Raw genomic sequence first — 13501 nt, 5'->3', positions numbered from 1 at the left:
CTAGTCCTGTTCGTCAGGCTCGTCGGCATTGCGAGCAATCGCCACGATAGTCACGCCGTCCGGAAGGTCCATCAGCTTGACCCCCATTGTGTTCCGGTCACGCGTACGGCGTACAGGCTTCACCGGAGTCCGGATGACGCCGCCGTTGCTCGTGATGGCGAACAGCTCGTCCTCCGGATCGATCACGACCGCGCCGACCAGACCACCGCGTCGCTCGGTGATCTTCGCAGTCAGCACGCCCTTACCTCCCCGGCCCTGGACCGGGTATTCCTCGATCGGGGTACGTTTCGCGAACCCCCCGTTCGTCGCCACCAGCACGTCCAGGCCCTCCCGGACGACCTCGACGGCGAGCAGCTCGTCCTCACCGCTGAAGCGCATGCCGATCACCCCCGAGGTGGCCCGGCCCATCGGACGCAGCGCCTCGTCGGTGGCGTTGAAGCGGATCGCCTGCGCGTTCTTGGAAACCAGCAACAGGTCGTCCTCCGGCGCCACCAGAACCGCACCGACCAGCTCGTCCTCATCGCGCAGGTTGACCGCGATGATGCCGCCGGAACGGTTGGAGTCGAACTCCTCGAGCCGCGTCTTCTTCACCAGGCCGTTCTTCGTGGCCAGTACCAGGTAGGGCGCCACCTGGTAGTTCGGGATTTCGATGATCTGCGCGATCTGCTCGTCCGGTTGGAACGCGAGCAGGTTGGCCACGTGCTGGCCCTTGGCCACCCTACTGGCCTCGGGAAGCTCGTACGCCTTCGCCCGGTAGACCCGACCCTTGTTCGTGAAGAACAGGATCCAGTCGTGGGTAGAGCATACGAAGAAGTGGCTCACGATGTCGTCCTGCCGGAGCGTCGCCCCGCTCACGCCCTTGCCGCCACGCCGCTGCGACCGGTACAGGTCGACCTTGGTCCGCTTCGCGTACCCGGTGCGGGTGATCGTCACGACCACGTCCTCGCGGGCGATGAGGTCCTCCATCGAGACCTCGCCGTCGAACGGCACGATCTTGGTGCGCCGGTCGTCGCCCCACTTCGCGACGATCTCGCCCAGCTCGTCGGAGACGATCTTCCGCTGCCGCTCCGGCTTCGCCAGGATGTCCTTGAGGTCGGCGATCTCCACCTCGAGCTTGGCCAGGTCGTCCAGGATCCGCTGCCGCTCCAGCGCGGCCAGCCGGCGCAGCTGCATGTCCAGGATCGCGGTCGCCTGGACCTCGTCGATCTCCAGCAGCCGGATCAGCCCCTGTCGGGCGTCCTCCACCGTCGGCGAACGCCGGATCAGCGCGATCACCTCGTCCAGCGCGTCCAGCGCCTTGCTCAGGCCGCGCAGGATGTGCGCCCGCTCCTCCGCCTTGCGCAGCCGGAACGCGGTCCGCCGGCGGATCACCTCGATCTGGTGCTCGACGTAGTAGCGGATGAACTGCGCCAGGTTCAGCGTGCGCGGCACGCCGTCGACGAGCGCCAGCATGTTGGCGCCGAACGTCTCCTGGAGCTGGGTGTGCTTGTAGAGGTTGTTCAGCACCACCTTGGCGACCGCGTCGCGCTTGAGCACCAGCACGATCCGCATGCCGGTGCGCCCGGAGGACTCGTCCCGGATGTCGGCGATGCCGGCGAGCTTGCCCTCCTTGATCAGCTCGGCGATCCGCTCGGCGAGGTTGTCCGGGTTGACCTGGTAGGGCAACTCGCTGACCACGAGCGCCGGCCGGCCCCGCTTGTCCTCCTCCACCTCGACCACGGCGCGCATCCGGATCGAGCCGCGCCCGGTCCGGTACGCGTCCTGGATGGCCTGCTGCCCGACGATCAGGCCGTAGGTCGGGAAGTCCGGGCCCTTGACGATCTCCAGCAGCGCTTCCAGCGTGGTCGCCTCGTCGGCCTCCGGGTGCCCCAGGCACCACTGCACCGCCGCGCCGATCTCCCGCAGGTTGTGCGGCGGGATCTTGGTGGCCATGCCGACCGCGATGCCCTCGGAGCCGTTGATCAGCAGGTTCGGGATCCGCGACGGCAGGATGGTGGGCTCCTTGGCCCGGCCGTCGTAGTTGTCCTGGAGGTCGACGGTGTCCTCGTCGATGTCCCGCAGCATCTCCATGGCCAGCGGGTCGAGCTTGCACTCGGTGTTGTGGCTGACGAAGCCGTCAGAGATGAAGGAGTGGTCGTCGGTGTCGACCCGAATGCTGTAGACCGGGCGCATACCCGAATTGGTGACCTCGGTCACTTCGGCGTAGTAGAACCGGCCGTCGACCAACGGCTCGACCACGTCGAGGATTCCCGGCTCGGTGATCCGGGCCGCGATCTCGTCGCGATCCCGCTCCCACCGCTCGACCCGGTCCACGTTGTGCCGGCGCAGCCAGTCGCGTTCGGTCCACCGCGTGGCGCCGTGCTCCCGGATGAAGTCGCCGACGAACGGCACCATGTCGCCGGAGAGCGCCGTGCTGCTCGCCGGCACCTGGGCCAGCTCGGACTCCAGCTTGGCCTGCTTGCGGCCGAGGAAGCCGACGTGAGCGGCGAAGATCCGGGCGTCCCGGCGGTTGGTGACCACGACCTTGATCTCGCCGTCCTCGTACCGGCACTGCCGGCTGATGACGCCGAACTCCAGCAGGAGCTGCTGCACCTCGCGGGCCAGGCGCTCGCTGCGGGTGGAGTACGAGACCTGGATGGTGTGGCGCGGCAGTAGCGACGACGAACCGTCGCCCTCGAACAGCGCCTGGAGGAAGGCCCGTTTGACCGCCGCCGTTCCGCGCCAGACGAACTCCGGTACGAACTTGGCGGCGCTGCGCGCCCCGGTCAGTTCACCGAGCACGCTCGCCCGAAGCGCGGAAAGGTTCTGCACGTCGAGTTCGTGCAGCGTGCTGCCGGACGCGATGACCCGCTCGGAAACATACCGGGGGCCGCCGACCGCGAGATCGTAGGCGGCGAGGACCCGGACGAAGAACTCCCGATCCACGTTGTTGAAGCCGGCCCGACCCTCGGACACCCAGCCCTCGGACACGAACGCGCCGGCGAGGACGGCCGCCTCGACGTGCTCCAGCATCGGGTAGCCGATCTCGTCCGGCACGGTGCGCTGGAGGACCACGCGGTCACCGGGGGAAACCTCGGCGAGCAGCTTCCACAGCAGGGTCGGCACGCCGGCCACGTTCACCAGGCAGAGCACCGGGTGGTTGTGGGTGCCGGTCAGCTCGTACCCCTCGCGGGTGCGCAGCCGCAGCGTGGGGTGCTCACCGGAGTGGAAGAACTTCGAGGCGCGAACCAGGTCGCCGTTGCGATCGCGGACCTTGAGCTCAATGTCGGTCTCGCTGCTCGGCGCGGCACCAGGGACGATGTCGCCGATCCGAACACTGCCCTCGACGGTGCGAATACGGACATCTGCGGTAAGGCAGTAGCGCATCGCGGCGGCCGGGTCGTTACCGGGCGAGCCGAAGTTGCCGTTGCCGTCGACAAGCGGGTAGCGCAGCGACCACGGCTGCGCCATCCGGACCAGCGCGTCGTAGATGGCCGAGTCGCCGTGCGGGTGGAACTGGCCCATCACGTCGCCGACGACGCGGGAGCACTTCACGTAGCCGCGGTCCGGCCGGTAGCCGGAGTCGAACATGGCGTAGAGAATCTTGCGGTGGACCGGCTTGAGCCCGTCCCGCACGTCCGGCAGGGCGCGCCCCACGATGACGCTCATCGCGTAGTCGAGGTACGAGCGCTGCATCTCGACCTCGAGGCCGACCGGCTCGATGCGGTCGTGCTGGACGACCGCGGCCAGTGTCTCCGGGGCCTCCGGCTCGTTCGGGGTGGACTCGGGAAGATCGGTCACTGTTAACCCTTATCAGACTCAGAGTCGTGATCTAGCTGTGGATAACGGCTGTGGAAAGCGGCCAGGCTGTGGATAACTCTGTGGACCACCGGGCCGGTCGGTGGATCTCCGGCCGGCCCGGGCACGCGTCCGTCAGATGTCCAGGAACCGCACGTCCTTGGCGTTGCGCTGGATGAACGACCGGCGCGCCTCGACGTCCTCGCCCATCAGGACGCTGAACAGCTCGTCCGCGGTGGCGGCGTCGTCGAGCGTGACCTGGCGCAGCGTACGGGTGGCCGGGTTCATCGTGGTCTCCCACAGCTCCGGGTAGTTCATCTCGCCGAGGCCCTTGAACCGCTGGATGTCGTCCGGCTTGGCGTTGGGCTTCTTCTGCTGACGCAGCGCGATCAGCCCGTCCCGCTCCCGGTCGGAGTACGCGTACTGGGCGTCGTCGCCCTTCTTGTTCCACTTGATCTTGTAGAGCGGCGGGGCGGCCAGGTAGACGTGACCCAGCTCGACGAGCGGTCGCATGAAGCGGAACAGCAGGGTGAGCAGCAGCGTCTGGATGTGCTGACCGTCCACGTCCGCGTCGGCCATCAGCACCACCTTGTGGTAGCGCAGCTTCTCCATGTCGAAGTCGTCGTGGATGCCGGTGCCGAGCGCGGTGATCAGCGCCTGCACCTCGTTGTTCTTCAGCACCCGGTCGATCCGGGCCTTCTCCACGTTCAGGATCTTGCCGCGGATCGGCAGGATCGCCTGGGTACGTGGGTCACGCCCCTGCTTGGCCGAGCCGCCGGCCGAGTCGCCCTCGACGATGAAGACCTCGGACTCGCGCGGATCGGTGGACTGGCAGTCGGCCAGCTTGCCCGGCATCGAGCCGGACTCCAGCAGCGACTTGCGCCGGGCCAGCTTGCGCGCCTGCTGCGCGGCGATGCGGGCCCGGGCGGCCTGGGACGCCTTGGTGATGATGATCTTCGCCTCGGCGGGGTTGCGGTCGAACCAGTCGACAAGCGACTCGTTGCAGACCCGCTGGACGAAGCCCTTCACCGGGGTGTTGCCCAGCTTGGTCTTGGTCTGCCCCTCGAACTGCGGGTCGGTCAGCTTGACCGAGATGATCGCGGCCAGACCCTCGCGGATGTCCTCACCGGAGAGCCGCTCGTCGCCCTTGAGCAGCTTCTTCTCCGCGCCGTAGCGGTTGACCACGCTGGTCAACGCGGCCCGGAAGCCCTCCTCGTGGGTGCCGCCCTCGTGGGTGTTGATGTTGTTGGCGAAGGTGTAGACCGACTCGCCGTACGACTCGTTCCACTGCATGGCGATCTCGACCGACATGCCGGTCTCCTCGGCGCCGAACTCGACCACCGTCTTGTGGATCGGGCTCTTCGACGCGTTGAGGTGCCGGACGAAGTCGGCGATGCCGCCGTCGTAGTGGAACGTGACCTCGCGGGGCTTGCCCTCCTCGTCCTCCGGCACCCGCTCGTCCAGCAGGTGGATGGTGAGGCCGCGGGTGAGGAAGGCCATCTCCTGGAGGCGCCGGTAGATGGTGTGGAAGTCGAAGTCGACGGTCTCGAAGACGTCCGGGTCGGGCCAGAAGGAGACCGCGGAGCCGGTCCGGTCGGTCGCCTCGCCCTTCTCCAGCGGCGTCGGCTTCGACTGGTCGTAGCGCTGCCGCCAGACGAAGCCGTCCTTGTGGATCTCCACGGCCATCCGGCTGGAGAGCGCGTTGACCACCGAGACGCCGACGCCGTGCAGGCCGCCGGAGACCGCGTACGCCTTGCCGTCGAACTTGCCGCCCGCGTGCAGCACGGTCAGCGCGACCTCGACACCCGGCTTCTTCAGCTTGGGGTGCAGGTCGACCGGGAAGCCCCGGCCGTTGTCGGTGACCCGGACGCCCCCGTCGGCCAGCAGCACCACGTCGATGGTGTCGCAGTATCCGGCCAGCGCCTCGTCCACCGCGTTGTCGACGACCTCCCACACCAGGTGGTGCAGACCGCGCTCGCCGGTGGACCCGATGTACATACCGGGCCGCTTCCGGACCGCTTCCAGGCCCTCCAGCACGGTGATGGACTCGGCGCCGTACTTCTTGTTGTCCTCCGCTGCCACGCTCGGCCACTTTCTCGCACCGGCCGCGCGTGGGCGCGGGGCGCGGGTTCGGCGGACAGGACGCGACGTCGGCGTACCCCAGGCCGTGCCTGGGATCACCAGGTCACGGATCGGGTACGCCGGGCGCCGCGGTTGCCCGCGGATCGCGATCGGCTCGGACCCGATGCGGCACAATGATCAAGGGCCCTGGGGGCCCATGTCGATCGCTCCGTGCCGGGTCTTTCGTCTCGCCCCCAATCTTACTGTGCGCAGCCGACCAAACCGCCACTCGGCACCCCTGGAGAGGCGGCTGAGAATGCCGTAGCCGGACGAACCTCGCTGCCCGCGACTCCCCCTACACGCCACCGGCACCCGCCGTGCCATCGGCCACCGCGACCGGTCCGGGCCGCCGGGTCGGTGATCGGCGGTTCGCGGGCCGGGGGTCGCGGTGGAACGCGACGTGCCGTACCTTTTGCGGCGCCGCCGTTGCGGTCTTGATCTTTCGCGCCCGGACCGGGGACCATCGCCTGGATGGTCCGACAGACGCTTGGTGAGAGGTGACGCCAGATGGGGCTGGACAACGTCGCGGTGCACTGGCCGCGTACCGGCCGCTTCTACGATCCGGTCGCGCCGGCTGAGTTCGTGGACTTCGGCGAAATCGTGGACATGCCACGCATCTCCGCCCCGACCGCCGCGCTCGCCGAGTTGATCGCGAAGACCGGCACGGTGCGGGCGACCGCGTACACCGAACTGGTCGACCTGATCCTCGGGCTGGAGAATGTGCTCTACGCCACGGAGAACGCGGCCGAGGACGAGGACCCGGTGATCGACCCGGACGGCTGCGCCTGGATCGCCGAGGGCGTGGAGAAGTTCATCGCCCGGCACCGGCCGTACGGCGAGGCGGTCACGTTCGAGTCGGTCAGCGAGGTGCTGCGCGCGCTGCTCGGCGACGGGCGGCTGGCCGAGCAGCAGCTCCGCTGGCTGGAGAGCCGGCTCGACAAGCTGCGCGACGACAGCGGCGATCCGCCGCAGTGGAACTTCACCTGCGCCGAGCTGAGCGTGCTGGCCGCGTTCTACCGGCGCTGCGCGGAGCGGGGCTTCGCGGTCTACGCCGACGCGTAGCAGCCGCTCGGGTCAGCCGTAGGTGTCCCGGGGGCCACGGCCGCGTACCCGCCGAGGGCCGCGCGACCAGGACGGCGCGGCCGGGCCGTGGATGTGCAGCTTGCGCACCACGTTGTGGCCGACCTCGCTGGCGATCTGCTTGAGCAGCGAGCCGGCCAGCAGCCGCAACTGGGTGGCCCAGGCCGTCGAGCGGGCCTCCACGGTCAGCTCGCCGTTCTCCAGCTTCACCGGGCGGCTGTGCTGGGCGACCTCCGCGCCGACCACCTTCTCCCACGCGCCGAAGACGGTCGCCTCGGCCGCCGGCTGCTGCCAGCCCCGCGCCTTGACCAGCTTGTCGAGCACCGCGCCGAGCGGCTGCGGGTCACGCGGATCCGGGCCGGGCCCGGAGTAGCCGCGCAGCCGCTTCTCACCGTCGCCACGGACCGCGCTGCGTCGTCGGGGGCCGGCCGCGGCCTGGCGCCGGGCCTTCGCCGCCTCCAGCACCGCTCGGGCCAGCTCCGGCCCGGCCGTGCCCTCCGTCGCCGGGCCCGGTTCGCCGTCCGCCGGCTTCCCGGGGGTACGCGCGGAAGGCTCGCCCCGGCCGCCACGTGCCGCCGTCGCGCCGTCGCGTCCCGGCCCCAGCCGGGCCGGCGGGAGCCGGACCTCGTCGTCATCCGGCACGTCGCACCGTCCCCTCGCCAACCGTGTAACGGGCACCGCGCAGCGTCACCGGCACGTCGTCGTCCACCGCGCAGGTGACCAGGAGCTGGCTGGCGCCGCCGACCAGCTCGGCCAGGCGTTCCCGCCGGCCGGTGTCCAGCTCGGCGAAGACGTCGTCGAGCACCAGCACCGGCTCGATCCCGTCGGCGCGCAGCAGGTCGTACCCGGCCAGCCGCAGCGCCAGCGCGTAGGACCAGGACTCGCCATGGCTGGCGTACCCCTTGACCGGCAGCGGGCCGAGGGTGAGGGCCAGGTCGTCACGGTGCGGACCGACCAGCGTGGTGCCGCGTTCGATCTCGGCGGCGCGGCCCGCGGCGAGCGCGGCGGTCAGCGCCTCGGCCAGCGCCGGCCGGTCGGCGGCCGGTTCGGGCAGGTCGACCGACGGCCGGTAGGTGATCCCGGCCGCACCCCGGCCGGCCGCCACCGCGTCGTACGCCTTGGCGACGTGCGGGGTGAGCGCGGCGACCAGTTCCAGCCGGCCGGCGAGCAGGTCGGCCCCGTGCTGCGCGAGGTGGGCGTCCCACACGGTGAGCGTGGACAGGTCACCGCCACGGGAGCCGCCGGTCTTGCGGGCCAGGTACGCGGAACGCAGCAGCGCGTTGCGCTGCTTCACCACCCGCTCGTAGTCGGCGCGGACACCGGCGTAGCGGGGTTGGCGGCTGACCAGCAGGTCGTCCAGGTAGCGGCGGCGTTCGCCCGGGTCACCGCGGACGAGTTCCAGGTCCTCCGGCGCGAAGAGCACCAGCCGCAGCGCGCCGAGCACGTCCCGGGCGCGGCGGGCCGGGGAACGGCCGAGCCGGGCCCGGTTCGCCTTGCCCGGCACGATCTCCAGCTCGACGAGCAGTTCCCGGCCGTCGTGCACCACCGCGCAGCGGATCACCGCCGAGGTGGCGCCCATCCGGACCAGCGGGGCGTCCGTGGCGACCCGGTGCGAGTCCAGGGTCGCCACGTAGCCCAACGCCTCGACCAGGTTGGTCTTGCCGACGCCGTTGGCGCCGACGAGCACGCTCGGACCCGGCTCCAGGTCGACGCCGACCCGCTCGTACGAGCGGAAGTCGACCAGTTCGAGCCGGCGGACGTACACAGGCTGTGGACGCCGGTCAGCGCTTGTGGACGGCGTGCCCGCCGAACTGCTGGCGCAGCGCGGCGACGGCCTTCAGGGCGGGTGATTCGTCCTGCCGGGAGGCGAACCGGGCGAACAGCGCGGCGGTGATCACGTTGAGCGGCACGGCGAGCCGGACCGCCTCGTCGACCGTCCACCGGCCCTCGCCGGTGTCCTCGGTGTAGTCGCTCAGCTCGGCCAGCTCCGGATCCTCGTCGAGGGCCCGGTCGAGCAGGTCGAGCAGCCAGGACTGGACAACGGTGCCCTTGCGCCACGACTTGACCACACCGGGGACGTTCGTCACCAGTTCGGACGCCGAGAGCAGCTCGAAGCCCTCCGCGTAGGCGTGCATCAGGCCGTACTCGATGCCGTTGTGCACCATCTTGGCGTAGTGGCCGGCGCCGACCGGGCCGGCGTGCACGAAGCCGAAATCGCCCTCGGGCCGGAGCGCGTCGAAGATCGGCATGAGCCGGTCGACGTGCTCCTGCGCGCCGCCGACCATCAGGCCGTAGCCGTTCTGCCGGCCCCAGACGCCGCCGGAGACGCCGACGTCGACGTAGCCGATGCCGTGCTCGTTGAGCCGCTCGGCGCGCGGGGCGTCGTCGCTGAACCGGGAGTTGCCGCCGTCGATGATGATGTCGCCCTCGCCGAGCACACCGGCGAGCTCGTCGATGGTGGCGTCGGTGACGCCGGCCGGGACCATCACCCAGATGGCGCGCGGTGCGTCGAGCTTCTCGGCCAGCTCCGCGAGGCTCGCGGCGTCGCTGAGCTCGGGGTTGCGGTCGTAGCCGACCACCTCGTGCCCGGCGGCGCGCAGCCGTTCGCGCATGTTGCCGCCCATCCGGCCGAGTCCTACCAGGCCGAGCTGCATGTGCTGCTACCTCCGTACGTCAGGGTGGTGCTGCCGGCGATCAGCGGGAGACGCGGATCGGCATGATGAGGTACCGGTACCCCGGAATGACCTCGCCATCCTCGCCGGCCGGAGAAAGGACCGCGGGCTTGAAGGCGTCGACGAACCGCAGCAGGACGTGCTGGGCACCCAGGTTGGACAGGCCGTCGATCAGGTACTGCGGGTTGAAGCCGATGGTGAGCGGGTCACCGCTGAAGGTGGCCTCCATGGCCTCGCTGGCCCGGGCCTCCTCGGTGCCGCCGGCCTCCACGACCAGGCCGTCGGCGCTGAAGCTGAGCAGCACCGGGGTGGTGCGCTCGGCGACCAGCGCCACCCGCTTGACCACCTCGATGAGAGTGGCGACCGCGACCCGGGCCTCGGCGTTGTGGTCGGCCGGGAACAGCGAGCGCACCGGCGGGTAGTTGGCGCCGTCGAGCAGGCGGCTGGTGGTCCGGCGGGTGCCGCCGGAGAAGCCGATCATGCCTTCGCCGGCGCCGCCGGCGGAGAGCGCCATGGTGACGTGCCCGCCGAGCGGGCCGAGCGCCTTCGCGGTGTCGTTCAGCGTGCGGGCCGGCACCAGCGCGTTGAGGCTGATCTCCGGGTCGTCCGGGTGCCACTCCATCTCGCGCAGCGCGAGACGGTAGCGGTCGGTGGCGAGCATGGCCATGGTGCCGCCGGACAGCTCGATCCGGACGCCGGTCATCATCGGCAGCGTCTCGTCGCGGCCGGCGGCCACGGCCACCTGGGCCACGGCGGCGGCGAAGGCGGCGGCGTCGACGGTGCCGGCGCTCTCCGGCATCTCCGGCAGGGTCGGGTAGTCCTCCACCGGCATGGTGGGCAGCGTGAACCGGGCGCTGCCGCAGACCAGCTCCAGGTGGGAGCCGACGGCGGCGATGTCCACCGGCTTGGCCGGCAGCGCCTTGGTGATCTCGGCGAGCAGTCGACCGGAGACCAGTGCCGCGCCGTCCGCGTCACCCTGCACCTCGACGGTCACCTGGCTGGAGACCTCGTAGTCGAAGCCGGAGACCTGGAGGTTGCCGTCGGTCACCCGGAGCATCACCCCGGCCAACACCGGCACGGAGGGTCGGTTGGGCAGGCTCTTGGCGGTCCACGCGACCGCCTCGGCGAGCGCGTCGCGCTCCACTCGGAACTTCATCAATGCCTCCGCGTCGACGTCAGCGACAACTCTCTCATGCCGACCGCTGCCACCCGTCCCGCCCGACCGTGCGGGTACCCATCGCACCTTAGGGCGCGTGGGCATCGGCTGTGCGCCCGACCCCGTGGATCCAGGTGCCCGGCCGACTGCCGACGGCAGCGCTGCGGCCCGATCCACAGGAAGTCCAACGGTGATGATTGGTTTTTGTTGTTTAGAAGAGATAACTCATCGTCTTCATCGCACCTGTGCAAACTGTGGAGAACCGGCGTCTGCCCAGGTCAGACACGTTTTCCACAGGTGGGTTCCCGGTGGATAACCCGGGGTACAACCCGGGTCCCGGTCCACAGGCCCCGCCGGCCGCCGGGTTTTCCACCGCTGTCCACCGGTTGTCCACCGGTAATCCACCGGTTTTCTCCCCAGCGCTGTGGACAACGCCGACGGCCCGAACCCCCGTCGTCCCCAGAACCTTCAACAGGATCCCCACAGGCAGGCCGTCGTCGGTGGACAACGTGGCCGTCGTCCCCAGGCGTCCACAGGCTCGTCCCCAGGAGTTGTCCACAGTCTGTGGGTAACCGGCCGGGTGCACAGGGTGGTTTTCCACCGCCTGTGACACAGGGGATGTGGACAACCGGTACGAGCTGTGGACAACCACGACGCCGATTCTGGGCCCTCCACCGGGTCGAGGGTCAACCGGCGGCGTCCACGGGCGGCCCGGGGCCGTCGACGCGGCACCCGACGGGCACGAAGAAGCCCGGCCGGGAACGTCGTCCGGCCGGGCTGTCGTGACGGGTACGAGACGAGCGTCTCAGGTGTTCTGCTTGATCCGGTTCGTCAGCTCGGCGATCTGGTTGTAGAGCGAACGCCGCTCCGCCATCTGCTGCCGGATCTTGCGGTCGGCGTGCATCACCGTGGTGTGGTCGCGTCCGCCGAACGCCTGGCCGATCCGGGGCAGCGACAGGTCGGTCAGCTCGCGGCACAGGTACATGGCCACCTGGCGGGCGTTGACGAGCACCCGGGACCGGGAATGACCGCGCAGGTCCTCCAGGCTCACCCCGAAGTACTCGGAGGTCGAGACCATGATCTGGTCCGCGGTGATCTCCGGGCCGGCGCCGTCCGGGATGAAGTCGCGCAGCACCTCCTCGGCCAGCGACAGCTCGACCGAGGACCGGGTGAGGCTGGCGAACGCGGTGACCCGGATCAACGCGCCCTCGAGTTCCCGGATCGAGTTCGACACCCGGGAGGCGATGAACTCCAGCACGTCCGGCGGGGCGTAGAGCCGCTCCTGTGCCGCCTTCTTCTGCAGGATCGCGATCCGGGTCTCCAGGTCGGGCGGCTGGATGTCGGCGAGCAGGCCCCACTCGAACCGGGTCCGGAGCCGGTCCTCCAAGGTCGCCAGCTGCTTCGGCGAGCGGTCGGAGGTGATCACGATCTGCTTGTTGGCGTTGTGCAGCGTGTTGAAGGTGTGGAAGAACTCCTCCTGCGTCCGTTCCCGGTTCTCCAGGAACTGGATGTCGTCGATCAGGAGGATGTCCACGTCCCGGTAGCGGCGCTGGAACGCGCTGGTCTTGTCGTCCCGCAACGAGTTGATGAAGTCGTTGGTGAACTCCTCGGTCGAGACGTACCGGACCGAGCGGGCGTTGCCCAACGTGGTGGCGTAGTGCCCGATGGCGTGCAGCAGGTGGGTCTTGCCCAGCCCGGAGCTGCCGTAGATGAACAGCGGGTTGTACGCCTTGGCCGGCGACTCGGCCACCGCCACGCTCGCCGCGTGCGCGAAGCGGTTGGACGAGCCGATGACGAACGTCTCGAACATGTACTTCGGGTTGAGCCGGTTGCCGCCGCTCTCCACGCCGGGCAGCCGGCGGTCGGCCTGCCCGCCCGGCCGGTGGTGATCGGGGGCACCACGGCCGGGGCCGTTGTCGGTGGCACCACGGCCCGGACCGTTGTCGGTGGCGCCGCGCCCCGGACCGTTGTCGGTGACACCGTCACGGGGCAGTCCGCGCAGCGGCGGGGAGTCGACCGGACCCGGGGCCTCCCGGTAGCGGGGCTCGTACCCACCCCGGTCCGGGGCGGTCGGCTCCAGGTCGGGGCGGTCGTCGAAGGACCGGCGGTCGGGGGCGGCGCGCAGCGGCTCGGCGAACGCGGCGCCGAAGAGCGTGTCCTGTCCGTCCCGGCCGGCGGGGATCAGGTGCGGCCGGCCGCCGTCCGCGTTCCGCTGCCGTGGCGCGGGCTCCTCCATCGGATGCTCCGGCCGGGCGTCCGCCGCGTACTGGGGCTCCGGGCGGGGCGCGGGGTAGGCGGACTCGGGGGGCGGGCCCGCCCGGTCGAATCCGGGGAGCAGACCGACCGCGCCGTCCCGGTCGGGAAGTGGTTCCGGGCCGCTGCGGTACACCGTGCCGCCCGGTCGTCCGCTCGGATCGTCGGCGACCCGTACGGTGACGGCCACCTGGATCGGCCGGCCGAGCCGGCGGCTCAACGCCTCGGTGATGGCCGGGCGGAGCCGGGACTCGATCACGTCGCGGGTGAACGCGTCCGGCACGGAGAGCAGCGCGGTGTCCTCGACGATCGCGCGGAGTCGGGTCAGCCGGAGGTACGCCCGCTGCTGGGCGGAGATGATCTCGTCGGCGAGTTCCTCGGTGGCCGCCGCCCACACCGCGGCAAGGTCTGTCGCTCCGGTCACCGTCGTGCCACCCCCTCG

General features: G+C 70.3%; 8 protein-coding genes. 1 reads left to right on the top strand and 7 read right to left on the bottom strand.

Features of this window, described 5'->3' with window-relative positions:
• Both gyrA and gyrB read right to left on the bottom strand, forming a co-directional pair.
• Positions 1 to 3780 carry an intein-containing DNA gyrase subunit A gene (gyrA, locus tag AB0B02_RS09815; protein ID WP_357298810.1) on the bottom strand — a complete coding sequence of 1260 codons (3780 nt, stop codon included), beginning with the start codon at positions 3778 to 3780 and terminating at the stop codon, positions 1 to 3.
• 132 nt (positions 3781 to 3912) lie between these two features.
• Positions 3913 to 5859 (bottom strand): DNA topoisomerase (ATP-hydrolyzing) subunit B, encoded by a 1947-nt coding sequence (gene gyrB, locus AB0B02_RS09810; protein ID WP_357298807.1) that lies wholly within the window; start codon positions 5857 to 5859, stop codon positions 3913 to 3915.
• A gap of 546 nt (positions 5860 to 6405) precedes the next feature.
• On the opposite strand from gyrB, the gene AB0B02_RS09805 reads away from it, so the two are divergent.
• Entirely contained in the window at positions 6406 to 6960 is a 555-nt protein-coding gene (locus AB0B02_RS09805; RefSeq protein WP_357298804.1) for a hypothetical protein, read from the top strand.
• A 12-nt stretch (positions 6961 to 6972) separates the two neighbouring features.
• Here the strand turns inward: AB0B02_RS09805 and AB0B02_RS09800 are convergent, their stop codons facing one another.
• The 5 genes from AB0B02_RS09800 to dnaA form a co-directional block, all read right to left on the bottom strand.
• The gene (locus AB0B02_RS09800; RefSeq protein ID WP_357298802.1) at positions 6973 to 7620 is read right to left on the bottom strand and encodes a DciA family protein; all 648 of its coding nucleotides are present in this window, start codon (positions 7618 to 7620) and stop codon (positions 6973 to 6975) included.
• On the bottom strand, positions 7610 to 8743 hold the full coding sequence (gene recF / locus AB0B02_RS09795; RefSeq protein ID WP_281933907.1) for a DNA replication/repair protein RecF: 1134 nt from the start codon (positions 8741 to 8743) through the stop codon (positions 7610 to 7612). The genes AB0B02_RS09800 and recF overlap by 11 nt, the downstream gene beginning before the upstream one ends.
• Before the next feature lie 16 nt (positions 8744 to 8759).
• The gene (gene gnd / locus AB0B02_RS09790; RefSeq protein ID WP_281933909.1) at positions 8760 to 9632 is read right to left on the bottom strand and encodes a phosphogluconate dehydrogenase (NAD(+)-dependent, decarboxylating); all 873 of its coding nucleotides are present in this window, start codon (positions 9630 to 9632) and stop codon (positions 8760 to 8762) included.
• Between the two features lie 40 nt (positions 9633 to 9672).
• On the bottom strand, positions 9673 to 10806 hold the full coding sequence (gene dnaN / locus AB0B02_RS09785) for a DNA polymerase III subunit beta (protein ID WP_281933910.1): 1134 nt from the start codon (positions 10804 to 10806) through the stop codon (positions 9673 to 9675).
• Between the two features lie 805 nt (positions 10807 to 11611).
• The gene (dnaA, locus tag AB0B02_RS09780) at positions 11612 to 13483 is read right to left on the bottom strand and encodes a chromosomal replication initiator protein DnaA (RefSeq protein ID WP_357298796.1); all 1872 of its coding nucleotides are present in this window, start codon (positions 13481 to 13483) and stop codon (positions 11612 to 11614) included.
• Between the last annotated feature and the right edge of the window lie 18 nt (positions 13484 to 13501).

Origin of the sequence: Micromonospora sp. NPDC049240 (assembly GCF_040647835.1) — a bacterium.
Classification (GTDB): Bacteria; Actinomycetota; Actinomycetes; order Mycobacteriales; family Micromonosporaceae; genus Micromonospora.
Note: the sequence above shows the minus strand (reverse complement) of the source record. Positions and strands in the feature narration are given on the sequence as shown.